Origin of the sequence: Acinetobacter sp. YH12094, from assembly GCF_013419295.1 — a bacterium.
GTDB lineage: Bacteria > Pseudomonadota > Gammaproteobacteria > Pseudomonadales > Moraxellaceae > Acinetobacter > Acinetobacter amyesii.
The window spans coordinates 250,141-265,029 of record NZ_VPAK01000003.1; the positions used below are offsets into that span (position 1 = coordinate 250,141).

Sequence of the window (14,889 nt, forward strand, 5' to 3'; positions counted from 1 at the left end):
ACTAAGCATGATCTTGAGTGAAATAGATAATTCAGCCCAATCGATATGTTGGGCTTTTTTTTATTTTGATTTAAATGTCTAGGAACTTCGCCCATAGCATTAAATCGAAATTTTCTAAGATTGAGCCGAAGCATTCAGCATGAAATTGATAAATGCTTTGAGTTTAGAAGACTGATAGTTAGACTTTGGATAGAGTAAATAAAAAGGCCGAGTTGTTTGGCTATAAGATTTGAGAACTTCCACCAACGCGCCGCTTTGTAATTCTTGCTCCACTGAAAAGCGGTAGACCTGCATCAGTCCTGCACCAGATTTAGCTAAGATTAAGGTCGAGAGATAATCATCTTTACAGGTAATTTTTCCTTGGACATCAACCATAATTTTTTTGCCTGCATCCATGAGTGACCACGGTCCAGACTTACCTGAACTCGGTAATTTAAACAAAATACATTCGTGATGCTGTAAGTCTTGGATGTTCATAGGTGCAGGGTGCCTTTTCAAATATTCAGGTGTAGCCACAATGCATAATGCAGCATCTTCAAGTTTACGTGCAATTAAGCCAGAGTCGGTTAACTCATTACCGCGAATCGCAATGTCATAATCATCAGTCACTAAATTTACATTATGGTTGCTGACATGAATCTCGAGCTTAATATGTGGAAACAGTTCGGTAAACTTAGCCATTTTAGGCAGCAGACGATAATGTGCATAAGCTGTGGGCACGCTAATTTTCAGTAAGCCGATGGGGTGTTCCTGTTCACCGCTGATTTGCATTTCACCTTCGAGTAGGCTGTTAAGGGCTTGTTTGCAAAAATAATAATAATGCTGCCCAGCATCGGTAATTTTAAGTTGGCGTGTAGTGCGGACAAATAGCTTTACCCCAAATTTTGCTTCTAAGCGTGATATCGCTCTGCTGACTGCGGCAGGAGAAATGCCTGCTGCAATTGCTGCAGCAGAGAAACTTTTCTTTTCCACGGTTAAACAAAACAATTCAAGACTGCCGATTTGTAGATCATCATAGTGACGCAGCATAATATTTCTATTTATTAATTACACGATGTAATAAGTAAATTAAATTTGAAGGTCTTTTTCAAGAATTTATTTTCGATAAAGTGGGTTTAACAGCTGATTCAGCACTGGCTGAGAGCAATTATTTATACAACTCCACAACGAATATAGGAGATACATATGGCGATTCTCAACTACGAAACAGGCCCGATTCAGGCAGAAGCAGCGTTTACTTCAGACTTCCCGGTTGCAAGTGAAATCAAGATGCATGATTTAGTGAATATGCAGGAAATTGAACGTCGCAGCATGGATGTGCGTCCGGGCATGCGCCATAAATATATGCCACTTGGTTTTGACCGTTTTAGTGGTGCGCTTTGGACTGGTGGACGCTACTTATTTGATACTTGGGAAAATGTAAAAGATTATGAGCGTTTCACCAGTGAAGAATTGGAATTTGAGCCGAATGTAAAGTTTTGGAGCCGTCCATTTTTCTTGAATGTACAGCGATATATTTGGCGTGTTGCTGGTGCTCATGATTTTAAACCCTTAGCAACATCACATCATGTTGTGCGTTTTGAACGGTTTTCTACACAGCATGATCAGTTAGATCAGCTACTAAAAGAGGTTTGGCCGACTTTGCGAGAGCAAGCGCAGGCGCTAGGTTTGTCCAGTGCTTGGCTGATGTTTAATCAAGATGAAAAGCAAGTCAGTATTGTGACTGTGGCTGCCAAAGTGGATACAGGTAATGCGGCTGAAGATAGCATCAAGGCTTTGGCTAAACTTGAAAGCATGAGCTCTTTGAGTGAATTGTTACCTTCTGAATTAAAGTTAACTCCACTATTTGATCGAACCAATCCAATACTTGCACAGTGGCTGCCTCTGTCTCGTGTTGCAGGCGGTGAACCTTCGGTACATCCGATGTCACCACCTTTGGCTGCACTGAATGTCGAACCTCAGAAATAAACACGATAAGCTGACAGGAGTACTGCTCTTGTCAGCATTAACATTTAAGAAACTTGTCCAGCAAATCTTGTCGTTTGAAGTATCAGGGTTTATTAGGGTACTATCAGTGCTAGTTTTATATGCTATGTAATATACTGATTTAGGAATTACATTAAATAATGTAATTCTTGATGCGTATATTAGGGATGAGCTGCAGCGATACATATATTTTACAATTATGAGTATTGATGTATCTCGAATATTGTTTGGGGATGAAAAGAATATTAAAGAAATTATCATAAAATAAAAAAATGATATTTGAAGAAAAATATCTATATTTGAAAATTTTTTATGCTCATTTAAAAAAGAATGGACGTTATACAAATTAAAATAAATGGAAAGCTATGGACTCAAAAGAATTAGCTCATCTGCTCAAAAAAGGAATTATTAACGAAAACCTAGAAATTTATAAAGGATTGTTCACAGACTACTCACCATCAGAAATAAAAGATCCTTATTTTATTGATGCAATAAGTTTTTTTAATAATTTGCCAGACGAACATAAGAGAATTTTTTTTTCAATCTTACGACAAGTAATGATTGATTCAATTAGTAATGTATTGGGTGTTATTGATGGCAGCTCAAGTTTAGAAGAGCACGATGGTGATTTTTCTTTGCTGTATGAGGGTAAGTCACTTGAATATTTACAAGATTATTTTTTATCCCAATTTGAATAAAACCAAAACTTAGGTTTATCTAATAAACTTAATAGAATTAAAAAAATATATAAGTTTAAAGTTGACCAAAAAGTAAATCATCAGTAGCCGAAAGTCACCTTCAGATATGATTCTGCGTTAGCATATCAATTGTTCCAACTTGAGTTATGTACCGAGTCTGTATGCTTTATCCCATGCCAAAAAAAATCCAATTTTCACCATCTCAAGCAAAATGGCAGCTGTCTTCAACACAGTCGGTATTGGTACTGGTTGGCTTACAAAATTTACGCTTGCAGCAGGGCATACAAGATACGCAGTTGATGGAAAATTTGATCCAACTGACCAATAAAGCCAAAGCCTTAGAGATTCCCATTGTCGACTTATATGGCGATGATTTACTTCAAGGCATGCAGCAGCTCGGTGAATATGCAACAACACACCCGCAGCTCATCTTTGCAGGGCAAATCACGCCTATGCTGAAACAGATCTTGCCGCACCTAAATAGCGTAACCGAGCAAATCTGTATCGTGGATGATGCGATTGTGATGAATAATCTGGAACAGCATATTCAGTGGGTGGACTACATGTCAGGCCAAGGGATTCATCATATGAGTAGTTATAATTTGATGCGGCTTTGGAATCTGTCAGCACCAACTGAATTCGTTTTGTCAGCCAAAGGCATATTATTGGCTATTGCAGAGCAGTTAGATATGGACGCATTGGAAATAGATCCCTTAACCGATTTACGCAGTTATGGACTCGATTCCGTTGCCATGGTCAGCTTAATTGGGTTGTGGCGTGCCAATGGTGCAAACATTCGTTATGAAGACTTTTTAGATGATGCAAGTCTAAAAGCATTGCTAGAAAAATTACTCAGTACAGACTAAACAAAGCCAATTGGAATTATTTTTGTTCTAAATCGGAAAATACGTCGGGAAATATGCCTTTGTGCATTGTAATTGTTGGCTAAGCTTTTTATTATTGCCGCCTTGTTTTTCGAGATCAGAACTGGATTGAACTTTGAGTAATTTTCTAACCGAACACCTGATACATCGTGACACTGACTTTATGGTGATCCATAAACCAGCAGGTTTACTCACAGTTCCGGGAAAAACAGCAGATTTACAAGACTGTGTTATCAATCGATTATTAAAAATTGAACCGAATACCTTGCTCATCCATCGTTTGGATCGTGATACTTCAGGTATTTTGGTTTTTGCATTAACCCGTCAAGGGCAAAATCGAATTTCACGCCAGTTCCAAGAACGTCAAACTTCAAAAACATATCAGGCATTGGTTGCGGGTACGCTCGAAGGTGAAGGTACTGTTGATGTACCCGTCGTGTATGACCCAGAACATCCGCCACTGCATATTGCCGATCCTGCACATAATAAGCCTGCACTTACGCATTGGAAAGCCACTGAACATTTTGAGATTCAGGGTCAAGCCGTAACACGTGTAGTGTTAACTCCTATTACCGGTCGATCCCATCAGCTTCGTGTTCATATGCAATATTTAGGTCATCCTATTGTTGGTGATACTTTGTATGCAACACCTGAGCAACAGAAGCTGATGCCGCGCTTATGTTTACATGCTGAGCGTTTAAGTTTTAACCATCCTGAAACAGAGCAAACAGTGGAATTTCACTGTCCTGTCCCATTTTAGGAAAATCATTTAAATCCCTAAGAATTCTGCTCACTATTTAGTGGGCTTTATGTCAAAATATATTGCTTTATGGTCTAGATTTTTGCTCAAATAACGTTCACAGTTTGAGCATAATATTTTCAGACCGAACTTGAGAAAAAGGTGGAAAAATTGCAGCAGTTTGCTATTGGTCAACGTTGGTTATCAGATACAGAAACGGAACTGGGTTTAGGTGTTCTTATTGATGTTGATGAGCGATCGGTCAGCATTTTATTCCCGAAAAGTGATGAAACTCGTGTCTATGCCCGTCACAATGCACCTTTATCTCGTATTGTTTTCAATGTAAATGACGAAGTCCAAGACCAAGAAGGTCAAATTTGGATTGTTGAATCGCTTGAAGACCGTGGTGGTGTGGTTCGTTATAACGCGGTACGTAAACTTGCCGATGGCACAGAAGAGCGTAAAGCGCTGAATGAAACACGTATTGGTGCAAGTATTCAGTTAGCAAAACCATTAGATCGTTTGCTTGCAAGCCAAGTGGACTATAAAGAATGGTATGACCTGCGTATCGAAGCACTGCTTCTTCAAGCCAATATGAAGTCTAGCCCTCTACGTGGCTTGGTAGGTTCACGTGTGGGTCTCATTCCACACCAACTGTATATTGCGCATGAAGTGGGTAAACGTTTTGCTCCACGTGTATTACTTGCTGATGAAGTGGGTCTAGGTAAAACCATCGAAGCAGGTCTGATTATTCATCAGCAGCTTAAAACGGGTCGTTCAGAACGTATCTTGGTCTTAGTGCCTGATTCATTGCAATATCAATGGATGATTGAAATGCGTCGTCGTTTCAATCTTGAGTTCTCATTATTTGATCTGACACGTACAGCATCGATTAAAGAACACGATCCAGATCTCAACCCATTCTTAACAGAACAATGCATCATTGCCAGTGTCGATTTGATGATCGACCATGATGACTTGCGTGAACAAGCCCTTGAAGCTGGGTTTGATTTGCTCGTAGTCGATGAAGCTCATCATTTAATGTGGTCAGAAGAAGAAGGCGGCAATGACCGTTATGACCTTGTTGAAGAACTTGCTGAAAAAACGCCGGGTGTCTTGTTATTAACCGCAACGCCTGAACAATTAGGTGTGGAAAGTCACTTTGCGCGTTTACGTCTGCTCGATCCACAACGTTTTAGTTCGCTAGATCGTTTCTTGGATGAAGAAGAGCAGTATCACCAAACAGCTAAAATTGCTGAAGTGCTGATGTCTGATTTGCCGCTCGAAGAAGGGCATTTGGCAGCGATTGAAAGTCTATTAGGTCATCGAATTACTGACGAGCCAGAACAACGTTTCCGTGCCATTCACGAATTATTAGACCGTCATGGTACAGGTCGTATTTTATTCCGTAATACCCGTGAAGCGATTCAAGGCTTCCCAGGTCGTGACTGTCAGCCTGCACCATTACCTGCGCCAGAAAACTGGTCTAAAGATGGCAAGCTACGTGAACAAATGTGGCCTGAGGAAGCGCAGCTTGATGGCTCGTGGATGGAAACCGACCCACGTGTGATGTGGTTGATGGAACGTCTGCGTACAGACCTGAAACACAAAAAAGTGTTATTGATTGCACGTAGTGGTCCAGTGGTTGAGTCTTTAGAAAATGTACTTCGTTTGCATGCGGGTATTCGCACTGCGATGTTCCATGAAGGCATGAGCTTATTAGAGCGTGACCAAGCAGCAGCTTACTTTGCTGAAGAGTCATACGGTGCGCAAATTTTACTATGTTCAGAAATTGGTTCTGAAGGTCGTAACTTCCAGTTTGCATCCGACCTTGTGTTATTTGACTTACCTGCTAACCCAGATGTACTTGAACAACGTATTGGTCGTTTAGACCGTATTGGTCAAGAAAATCGTATTCAAATTCATGTGCCTTATCTGGTTGGTACTGCTCAAGAGCGTATGTTCCGTTGGTATAACGAAGCATTAAATATTTTCTGTAATATTTCGCCGACTGCGCAAACCTTACAAGAAAACTTCATCGTCAATCTGAAAGATTGTTTGTTGGCAGATAAAGGCCAAGAGTTTGAAGATTTGCTCGAAGCCGTAAGTGTGCAACGTGAAGCGCTTGAAGCTGAACTTCAAGAAGGTCGTGACCGTTTACTTGAGTACAACTCTTGCCGTCCAATCGTGGCACAAGAAATTGTGACTGCACTTGAAGACTACGACGACAATACTACGTTACCAATGTTCATGAAGCGCTTTATGGCGTCTACAAACATTGATTTTGATGAGCAAAGTAATGGTACTGTGATCATCAAGCCAACGGATCAAATGCAAGTTCAAGGTCTGACTTTGGACGAAGAAGGTATGACGGCGACGTTCTATCGTGACCAAGCACAGATCCGTGAAGATGCTCAGTATCTAACACTTGAGCATCCATTCACTGAAAGTGTGATGGAAATGATTAATACGCAAGGCTTTGGTAGTACCAACGTTGCTGTATTGAAATCGGCCGCTTTACCGCAAGGTTCTGTGTTAATGGAAGTGTGGTTTAAAGTCGATGTCGTTGCACCGAAAGCATTGAATTTGCCGTCAAGTTTGCCACAACAGTTGGTTCGTGTATTACTGAGCGAAAAAGGTCAGGATTTATCGCAAAAAATTGCACCTGAAATTTTACGTCCTTATTTACATCATCTTGATGGCAACAGTTGCCGCCAAGTGGTTAAGGCGCGTCGTGATGTCATTGAACAGCGTTATACGCAAGCGCTTGAAATTGCTCGTGGTGCATTACCGGGCTTTAAACAACAAGCTAAAGAAATCTACGGTAGCAAATGGCAATATGAAATTGACCGTTTAACTTATTTGAAGCAGTTCAACCCAAGTATTCGTGAAGACGAAATTGCACGTTTACAAAAACTGCAAAAAGAAGGTTTAACACTGCTTGATGGTCTGGCGGTTACACCAGAAGCGATTCAAATTATGGTAGTGGTTAAGCCATAAGTTAAGAATCTTAAAAAAGCACCTTAGGGTGCTTTTTTTTATGGCTAAAATTATAACTGTAAAATTAATCACGACAGATTTACGCTAAATCTAAGTTTTGTATTGTTTATTTTTAATCTAAATTGTCGACATCGGCATAAAAAAAGTAACTATTCTTCAGCAATTCTACGGCTTGATCAAAATCTTCATGTTCATCCAACATATAAAATATGCCATCAAGCTTTGTATAGTCAGGATGATTTTTTGCTAACTGAATTTGGATCGTACATCGGTCTGCTTGGCTGCGTGTTGCATAATGAGCTGTAAGTAAATCAAAGTTAATGTCATTGCATAGCGGCTGTTTTAAAGCGATTGCACCACAATAAGCATGTATTTCAGGTAATAAGCGTAGAACTAAATCAGCCTCTTTGCTTTCCGCCACGATCAGCTCTGGGTCTGCGGTCTTACACAAGGCCAGAATTTCTGTTAACAGGGTTGAGTCATCTAGTGTATGGTCTAACACGATGACTTTTTGCGGTTGCGTTAAATCAAAGTCATTTATTAAAATCATAAAACCTCCTGAAAATAGAATGGTTATGCTTTATTTATCTGCGCTATAAAATGATATGGTGCTACGTTTGGAATCTAAAATTTTCTAAAAATGGTTTTGGATAATGTGTTCAGTCTATGAAGGTTCTAAAGTTAATCATGGTGTAGAAACACACCTTGTTCTGATTCGAAGTTCAGTTAAATACTGAAATTGTAAAATGGGGCGCTTTGCTTCATGCTCATTGCTAGACCCAATATACATGCTTTGATTAGTAAAATAATCGGCATCGCGACATAAACTGTCGTTATTGATATCGATTGAATCCTGAAAGTGAAATGATTAAATGTATTCGAACATATAGCGATAGCATCATATTCAAATGATTGATCACGAACTGTCTTAATGTCGTTTTTTGATGATTTAGTTAAGTAAAGTTTTGGCTTGGTTAAATTTATACGTCGATGCTAGCGAGTTGTGGGTAGTTCCGTTAAAATGCTTCAAATTTCAGTAGTTCGTTAGAAGAAAATAAAAATATGAAATCCTTAATTACCTTAGGTAGTAAAACGTCACACGGTGGTGTGGTTTCAGAATGTGAACCTTCATTTGTGATTAATGGTATTGCAGTACATTTAAATGGCATGAAACATTATTGCCCGAAATGCAATTCGACTGTGGCTGCGATCGCGGCAGATCAAAGTACAACGGTAAAGGGGCGTGGTGTTGTGGTTGCTGGAGATAAAACCACTTGTGGCGCAACCTTCTTACCAAATCAATCAATGGTTGGATCACAAAAATAATCTGCATACTGACTTTTAGGTCATCTAGATAAACTCATTGAGTCCTGTTTAAATCGTATTGATCTCTTTATGATGGGTCATCATCAGCTGATTAGATGAGTTCTAGATGAAAAGCGCGATCCATTTTACCCATGCCAATGGTATTCCTGCTGCCAGTTATCGAAAGTTTTTATCCTACTTTACACCGCAATTTGATGTGAAGGCGATTCCGCTTATTGGTATGGATGAGCGCTATCCGATCACCAAAGATTGGCGATATTTGGTCGATCAAGTCATAGCAGATATCGAGCACCAATTTCCAAAACAACAAGTGATTGGGCTTGGACATTCTTTTGGTTCTTTAGTCACTCTTATGGCGGCTTATAAACGTCCAGATTTGTTTTCACAACTGATTATTATGGATCCACCTTTCGTAATCGGTCCTAAGTCTGCCATTTTTGAAGGTATGCAAAAATTAAAGCTCAAAGCTGTCGATAAACTTACCCCAGCGGCAATTACATTGAAGCGTAATGACCATTGGCCAAATTTGGATGAAGCCTATACGGCACTACGGAATAATCGTTTATTTAAAAGTTTTGATCCGCAATGTTTTGAGGATTATTTTGCACAAGGTGTTCGCGCTGATGAAAAACGCGGTGGCGTGACCCTCAGCATTCCAAAAGCCGTGGAAGCGCAAATTTTCCGTACAGTACCTGCATGGTGGTGGCGTACTCCACGTAAAGCCCCTGAAATGCCTGTACACCTTATCACCGCAGATAACAGCCATTTTTATAAACAAGGTTTGCCTGACGGAATGAAGAAAACCTATGGTATAGATTATAGTGTAGTTGAAGGTGGGCACATGTTTCCACTTGAGCAGCCGAAACAGACAGCGCTACACGTCATGCAGTACTTACAGCATTAGAAAAATAAATTTTGCTCATAAAAAAGGAGACCTGAACGTCTCCTTTTTTTGACCGTTAATTTTTAGCGAATCTGTGCTTCGTCTAGATGGCGGGCACCTTCCAAGATCATACGAATCATAATCATGGTTTGTTCGGCAACTTCTTTGCGTTGTTCTGTCGGTAGATCAATGACTTTTGCACCCATGTTAAACACCAATTGGGTAATACCACGTGCCACGATGTCAGGATGAGCCAATTTACTTTGATTTAAGCGTTCTAGGACGATTAAATCTTCTCTTAATTCTTGTTGGAAATAGTTAAGTTGGCGCTCAACTGCATTTTTATAAGAATGTGAACCAGTATAGCCTTCACGAAGCAACAGGCTTAAGTTGCCTTCATCGGCATCTAGCTGCTGAATAAATACTTCAACTGAACTACGAATAATACTGCTCTGACGTGATGCCTGAAGGCGTGCTTCATGCAAAATTTGACGTAACACACCGCCAGCTCGATCAATCAACTCAATGGCTAATTCATCAATATCTTTGAAATGACGATAAAAACTATTTGGAGCAATGCCAGCTTCACGTGCAACTTCACGCAAACTCAGTGATGAAATACTTTTTTGTGGACCAATTAAATTAAGCGCTGCCTGAAACAGTTCTTCCTTGGTAATCGTTGCTTTACGACCTACAGTGCGAACTGCAAGTGGAGTTTCAGCTTCAGAATGTAATTCTTCCTGGTACATGTTAACCATATTCGTCTGTGCAGACTGAGTCATATTTTTTAATAGATTAAAAACATTAACATATTATAGCGTCTGCTAATAGCTTTTGTGAAAATGCCGATTAAATGCACAAGCGTATATACAAATATATATACATGTGTATAATAATTAAAAACCTCCCATGAGTTGTATTTGATTATGCATGTACTCGAAAAAGCGAAAAAGCCTTTAAACGCACTCAAAGACAGTGTTGTAGACGTCAATGCGGTAAATTTCTGGTTGCAGAAATTTAATCCGTTATGGTCTGGTAATCAGGCTCTCGGCAAAATTGTACAAAAAGAAAATGCAGCAAATGAGATGGTTAGCCTAACCATACAGGTGAACCGTTTGTTTAAAATGGGTGAAGCTGGTCAGCATCATCCTGTTTTTGCTTGCGTAAATGGTATCCGTTACGAACGTACTTATAGTTTGACTCAGTTGGATGATCAACACGTATTACTTAGCGTAAAAAAAGTGAATACGGGTATTGTGAGTACATGGCTCGTAGAACAAGCGCAAGTGGGTGATATCTTAGAATTTGGTCAGCCTTTTGGTGATATGACTTTGGTGTCAAATTCTGCGCCGTTGCTACTATTGGCTGCGGGTAGTGGTATTACGCCAATGTTGAGTTTGTTGAAAGCGATGAGCAAAACTAAGCAAATTGCGGAGCAACCAATTCAGTTAATGTACTGGGTTAAGTATCACGATGATGCTGCATTCAAATTACGCTTCGAAGCTTTGGCAAATCAATATCCAAACTTTAAATTTCAAATTTTCTTTACCCAAGAAGATGTTCCCGATCCACGATTAAATGCCGCTCACGCTGCTCAATTTGACAACATTGAGTACAGTACAGTGTTTGCATGTGGTCCATCGGGTTTCGTCACTCAGGCCGAAGCGTTATTTGATCATGCACAGTGCTTTATGAGTGAAGCATTTAGCATGAGTCCAATTGCAACGGATGACATTGGCTTTGTGAATGTCACGCTTACGCAATCCAATAAAACCGTCAGTATTCCAAAAGGCCAATCAATTTTAGCCAGTCTTGAACAGCAAAATATCAAACCAAATCACGGTTGCCGTATGGGCATTTGTAATAAATGTGCCTGCAACAAAGTTGAAGGTTCGACTAAAAATATGGTCAATGGTAGCCAAAATACAGAGCCGGGTAATTTACTCAAAATTTGTGTGAACTCAGCACAGTCAGATCTTGTTATTGATTTATAAGGTAGAAAAATATGAACATGCCTGTAAAAATTGAATATTTTAAAAATCCGAAAAACCGTGAGTTAACCCAATCGCAATTAGACGAACTTGCGCGTGAGCTTGATGCGATTAAGCAAGAAGTTTTAGATGACTTAGGTGAAAAGGATGCGAAATACATTCGCCGTGTGTATTCGACTATTCGATATTCATCTATGGCGGGTCGTGCATTATTGTTTGCAGGTTGGTTTCCACCAGCGTGGATTTTAGGCACAGGTCTTTTAGGTTTTGCCAAAATCATGGAAAACATGGAATTAGGTCATAATGTCATGCATGGTCAATATGACTGGATGAATGATCCTAAATTCAATGGTCAGACTTATGAATGGGATATCGTGGGTACTGCAGATAACTGGCGCCAAACTCACAATTTTAAACATCATACCTATACCAACATTAAAGGTATGGATGATGATATTGGTTATGGTCTCGTTCGTTTATTCCCAGAACAGCGTTGGAAGCCGGGCTATCTATTACAACCGATTTATAGCATTCCATTTTGCTTATTGTTCCAATGGGGTGTTGCCATTCAAAACCTTGAATTGGGTAAATACTTTAAAGGTCGCAAAACAAAACAGCAGACCAAAGAAGAATGGAAGCCAATGCAAGCCAAAATCGGCAAGCAATTATTTAAAGACTATGTGTTCTTCCCGCTTATTGCAGGGCCGGCAGCATTACCTGTGCTCACAGGGAACCTCGTTGCGAATGGTCTTCGTAATATTTGGACGTTTAGCATTATTTTCTGTGGTCACTTCACCAAAGATGTTGAAGTTTTTCCGAAAAAAGTACTTGAAAATGAAAGCCGTGGACATTGGTACATGCGTCAAATCCGTGGTTCTTCAAACCTTACTGGTTCAGAAGCATTTCACATTTTGACAGGGCATTTAAGCCATCAGATCGAACACCATTTATACCCTGACGTTCCTGCACGTCGTTATCGTAAAATGGCGCCAAAAGTGCAGGCGGTCTGTGAAAAATATGGTTTGAACTATAACAACGCAAGTTTAGTGAAACAGTACGGCAGTGTACTAAAACGTATTGTGAAATATGCGTTTCCATTTAAAAAGTAATAAACGCTACACTAAATTTACGGGAAAAAAAAGCCATGCAATTGCATGGCTTTTTTATATTAACTTTGGGGAAAATATTTATTTCAATTTTTGATATGTAATTTGAGGATCTTAATCAAATTCATATAATTTCCTTTTTTAGCCATACGAATGACCAATTCAATTTCTTCTTTCGTCCACATCTGGCGAGTGGCTGAGAAGGCAAATTGAGCAAGGAGTACAAATGGATTTTCGCCAAATTTAATATGGAGGCCTTTGACATATTTCGGTGGATTGAATTGATTCATATTCTTTTCCCGCTTTTAATATTTGACCGCATTATTTCTAATTAATGAGAAAAATAGCACACTATAAAGTCAAAATAAAAGGAGAATTTTCAAAATTTAATCATATATTAGAGCGACTTAAATTTAAGTTTGTGATTGTTAACTTTGATTAATAAAACAAACTAAATCACTCGACTTTAGTCGAGTTCCGGTAGGCGCTTATCCTGTCCATTCATGAAATGGTGGGTGGCCAATTCGAACATAGCGAGGTCTTCATCGCTATTTCCATAGGCATAAACATACTCGTAGTCTTGAAGGTTAAATTGCTCCAAAACGCGAATTTTCTTTTGCTCACCACTACAGTCTAAGGTTTCATATAAACCAGTCAGTTTTTGGTTATTGGTTGCAGTTTCAGTACAGATCAGTTTGACCCCGAGCTTTTCAGCCACAGGTTTAAGATATAAATCAACGGAGGCCGAAACTAAAACGACTTCATGACCTCGTTTTTGGTGTTGCTGTAATTGTTCATACAGTGAAGGATTGAGTTCTGCCATCAAATGTTCAGCATATTGCGCTGCTTGATTTAAAATATGCTCATGATTGGCTTGGCTAAACATTGCGGCATATAGGCGAGGACGCATTGCATGTGCAGGATATAGCTTGAGATAATAGCCTTGAATCCAAGGGAGAATTTTAATCCCTTGGCGCACGATATGCCTTTTAGGCAGGGAATAGAAGATGAACCCTGTAAAACTGTCTTTATTACACAGGGTTCCGTCAAAATCAAATAAGGCTAAAGTTTTAGGTTTTTGATGCGGCGCATGCATGTTTGATAACGTCCATCGACTCGTGTGGCAAACCAATTGGTATTGTAATCACGGCTTAATTTCGGCCCAGAAATTACGACTTCAGGCATCATGGCATAAAACGGTTCTTTACCAGTCTTTTCTTGGTACAACTTTTTGACCGCTTTATACGTCAAAGTATCTTCGAAGTCCTGATCTTTTTCTTTTTTAAGATCTGAACGAATTTGACGTGGAGTCGCAATCACATTGTTTTCTGCAAAAACGGCAATCAGCGCGGTTTCCGATTGGCTTTTAGCTGAACGTGGAGAACCATCTTTATTATAAAGTAAGAGGTCACCATCTAAACCGAGCTCAGCAGGGGTTAAGTCATTCAACATGCTTTGGAATGCCGCATTACGACTCGAATAACGACCCGAGTTATAATCTGCAAAACGATAAATCGGTTTGTCATATTCAGCCGGGTACATCATTAAACGGTGAATGCCGTAATACAAACCGCCATATTGGCTATACATATCTGTACGTAGTGCCGCAATATTTCCACCTTGGCGCTTATGGTCTTTGGCATAGCCTATATGGACCTGCATCGAACCCAAAGTGGTAATGGGGTTGAGCTTTTCACCAATATCTTGTCCAACCAATTTCGCCGCGCCTGTTAACGCACTCACGTGATAGTGTTTAGACATATAGTCAAAAATTTCACGATATAGCTCGTCAAGCTCACGTTCAGTTTGAACGCGGCGCATTTGGCTCAAATAGTTATCTTCAGGACTCGGCTGATTTTTTAACACATCTTGGAAATAGCCAGCGACTGTACCACCGATGCCATCACCCAATTTATCTTTAAACTTTTCTTCAAGACGATCTTGAACTTCTTTAACGGCTTTTTCACCGAGCCCCGGCACATGCGGATCAGCAACAAAATTGGACTCTTGATCGACTACAGCAACAATCGTACAGACATTTTCTTTCGTGGTCGGAATACCGAGCTGATCACTAATGTCGTAGATATCATTGGCCCATGACAGACGATCATTCACGCGAGGTGGAATGGCTTTTTTAATCTGTTCCGCTTCCATAGTGGGTTCATCTTTGCTCCACCATGAACCATTACCACAAGCAGCCAAGCCAATGGATAAAGCCAGTACAGAAAGGGATTTAAAGCATAATGTGGTCGAAAAAGTTTTGTTCATATTTTCCA

At 39.8% G+C, this 14,889-nt stretch carries 15 protein-coding genes; 9 read left to right on the top strand and 6 right to left on the bottom strand.

Annotation, left to right across the window (positions count from 1 at the left end; translation table 11 throughout):
- Positions 1-114: 114 nt before the first annotated feature.
- Positions 115-1,029 carry a LysR family transcriptional regulator gene (locus FTU34_RS03585; RefSeq protein WP_180034742.1) on the bottom strand — a complete coding sequence of 305 codons (915 nt, stop codon included), beginning with the start codon at positions 1,027-1,029 and terminating at the stop codon, positions 115-117.
- 156 nt (positions 1,030-1,185) lie between these two features.
- On the opposite strand from FTU34_RS03585, the gene FTU34_RS03590 reads away from it, so the two are divergent.
- From FTU34_RS03590 to rapA, 5 genes are all read left to right on the top strand, one after another.
- Positions 1,186-1,968 (top strand): hypothetical protein, encoded by a 783-nt coding sequence (locus tag FTU34_RS03590; protein WP_180034743.1) that lies wholly within the window; start codon positions 1,186-1,188, stop codon positions 1,966-1,968.
- Between the two features lie 383 nt (positions 1,969-2,351).
- Positions 2,352-2,684: a hypothetical protein gene (locus tag FTU34_RS03595; RefSeq protein ID WP_180012333.1), complete on the top strand. Its 333-nt coding sequence runs from the start codon at positions 2,352-2,354 to the stop codon at positions 2,682-2,684.
- Between the two features lie 161 nt (positions 2,685-2,845).
- Complete coding sequence (locus tag FTU34_RS03600) at positions 2,846-3,550, top strand: phosphopantetheine-binding protein (protein ID WP_180034744.1); 705 nt, start codon at positions 2,846-2,848, stop codon at positions 3,548-3,550.
- Positions 3,551-3,683: 133 nt separating this feature from the next.
- On the top strand, positions 3,684-4,328 hold the full coding sequence (locus FTU34_RS03605; protein WP_180034745.1) for an RluA family pseudouridine synthase: 645 nt from the start codon (positions 3,684-3,686) through the stop codon (positions 4,326-4,328).
- Between the two features lie 141 nt (positions 4,329-4,469).
- Positions 4,470-7,307: an RNA polymerase-associated protein RapA gene (rapA, locus tag FTU34_RS03610; protein WP_180023849.1), complete on the top strand. Its 2,838-nt coding sequence runs from the start codon at positions 4,470-4,472 to the stop codon at positions 7,305-7,307.
- A 112-nt stretch (positions 7,308-7,419) separates the two neighbouring features.
- On the opposite strand, the gene FTU34_RS03615 is transcribed toward rapA, so the two are convergent.
- On the bottom strand, positions 7,420-7,857 hold the full coding sequence (locus FTU34_RS03615; protein ID WP_180034746.1) for a hypothetical protein: 438 nt from the start codon (positions 7,855-7,857) through the stop codon (positions 7,420-7,422).
- Positions 7,858-8,369: 512 nt separating this feature from the next.
- On the opposite strand from FTU34_RS03615, the gene FTU34_RS03620 reads away from it, so the two are divergent.
- Together FTU34_RS03620 and FTU34_RS03625 are read left to right on the top strand one after the other, a co-directional pair.
- Positions 8,370-8,633, top strand: a complete 264-nt coding sequence (locus FTU34_RS03620; protein WP_078193592.1) for a PAAR domain-containing protein — start codon at positions 8,370-8,372, stop codon at positions 8,631-8,633.
- A 106-nt stretch (positions 8,634-8,739) separates the two neighbouring features.
- Complete coding sequence (locus FTU34_RS03625) at positions 8,740-9,537, top strand: alpha/beta fold hydrolase (RefSeq protein WP_180034747.1); 798 nt, start codon at positions 8,740-8,742, stop codon at positions 9,535-9,537.
- 62 nt (positions 9,538-9,599) lie between these two features.
- Here FTU34_RS03625 and fabR read toward each other — a convergent pair whose 3' ends face one another.
- Positions 9,600-10,274, bottom strand: coding sequence for an HTH-type transcriptional repressor FabR (gene fabR / locus FTU34_RS03630; RefSeq protein ID WP_372491111.1), 675 nt, complete (start codon positions 10,272-10,274; stop codon positions 9,600-9,602).
- 168 nt (positions 10,275-10,442) lie between these two features.
- Between fabR and FTU34_RS03635 the strand changes: the two genes are divergently transcribed.
- Positions 10,443-11,510 carry a ferredoxin reductase gene (locus FTU34_RS03635; RefSeq protein WP_180034748.1) on the top strand — a complete coding sequence of 356 codons (1,068 nt, stop codon included), beginning with the start codon at positions 10,443-10,445 and terminating at the stop codon, positions 11,508-11,510.
- Between the two features lie 11 nt (positions 11,511-11,521).
- Complete coding sequence (locus tag FTU34_RS03640; protein ID WP_078193588.1) at positions 11,522-12,616, top strand: acyl-CoA desaturase; 1,095 nt, start codon at positions 11,522-11,524, stop codon at positions 12,614-12,616.
- Positions 12,617-12,699: 83 nt separating this feature from the next.
- Here the strand turns inward: FTU34_RS03640 and FTU34_RS03645 are convergent, their stop codons facing one another.
- The 3 genes from FTU34_RS03645 to FTU34_RS03655 all read right to left on the bottom strand — a co-directional run bounded on the left by FTU34_RS03645 (position 12,700) and on the right by FTU34_RS03655 (position 14,881).
- Complete coding sequence (locus FTU34_RS03645; protein WP_180003812.1) at positions 12,700-12,903, bottom strand: hypothetical protein; 204 nt, start codon at positions 12,901-12,903, stop codon at positions 12,700-12,702.
- 176 nt (positions 12,904-13,079) lie between these two features.
- The gene (locus FTU34_RS03650) at positions 13,080-13,709 is read right to left on the bottom strand and encodes an HAD-IB family hydrolase (protein WP_180034749.1); all 630 of its coding nucleotides are present in this window, start codon (positions 13,707-13,709) and stop codon (positions 13,080-13,082) included.
- On the bottom strand, positions 13,676-14,881 hold the full coding sequence (locus FTU34_RS03655; protein WP_078193585.1) for a DUF1615 domain-containing protein: 1,206 nt from the start codon (positions 14,879-14,881) through the stop codon (positions 13,676-13,678). The genes FTU34_RS03650 and FTU34_RS03655 overlap by 34 nt, the downstream gene beginning before the upstream one ends.
- Positions 14,882-14,889 lie beyond the last annotated feature (8 nt).

Excerpts from the sequence above, each read along its gene's own strand:
- FTU34_RS03635 (WP_180034748.1), top strand. The coding sequence starts at position 10,443 with ATGCATGTACTCGAAAAAGCGAAAAAGCCTTTAAACGCACTCAAAGAC.
- FTU34_RS03590 (WP_180034743.1), top strand. The coding sequence starts at position 1,186 with ATGGCGATTCTCAACTACGAAACAGGCCCGATTCAGGCAGAAGCAGCG.
- FTU34_RS03650 (WP_180034749.1), bottom strand. The coding sequence starts at position 13,709 with ATGCATGCGCCGCATCAAAAACCTAAAACTTTAGCCTTATTTGATTTT.
- FTU34_RS03625 (WP_180034747.1), top strand. The coding sequence starts at position 8,740 with ATGAAAAGCGCGATCCATTTTACCCATGCCAATGGTATTCCTGCTGCC.
- FTU34_RS03600 (WP_180034744.1), top strand. The coding sequence starts at position 2,846 with ATGCTTTATCCCATGCCAAAAAAAATCCAATTTTCACCATCTCAAGCA.
- FTU34_RS03645 (WP_180003812.1), bottom strand. The coding sequence starts at position 12,903 with ATGAATCAATTCAATCCACCGAAATATGTCAAAGGCCTCCATATTAAA.
- fabR (WP_372491111.1), bottom strand. The coding sequence starts at position 10,274 with ATGGTTAACATGTACCAGGAAGAATTACATTCTGAAGCTGAAACTCCA.
- FTU34_RS03585 (WP_180034742.1), bottom strand. The coding sequence starts at position 1,029 with ATGCTGCGTCACTATGATGATCTACAAATCGGCAGTCTTGAATTGTTT.
- FTU34_RS03620 (WP_078193592.1), top strand. The coding sequence starts at position 8,370 with ATGAAATCCTTAATTACCTTAGGTAGTAAAACGTCACACGGTGGTGTG.
- FTU34_RS03595 (WP_180012333.1), top strand. The coding sequence starts at position 2,352 with ATGGACTCAAAAGAATTAGCTCATCTGCTCAAAAAAGGAATTATTAAC.
- FTU34_RS03640 (WP_078193588.1), top strand. The coding sequence starts at position 11,522 with ATGAACATGCCTGTAAAAATTGAATATTTTAAAAATCCGAAAAACCGT.
- FTU34_RS03615 (WP_180034746.1), bottom strand. The coding sequence starts at position 7,857 with ATGATTTTAATAAATGACTTTGATTTAACGCAACCGCAAAAAGTCATC.
- FTU34_RS03655 (WP_078193585.1), bottom strand. The coding sequence starts at position 14,881 with ATGAACAAAACTTTTTCGACCACATTATGCTTTAAATCCCTTTCTGTA.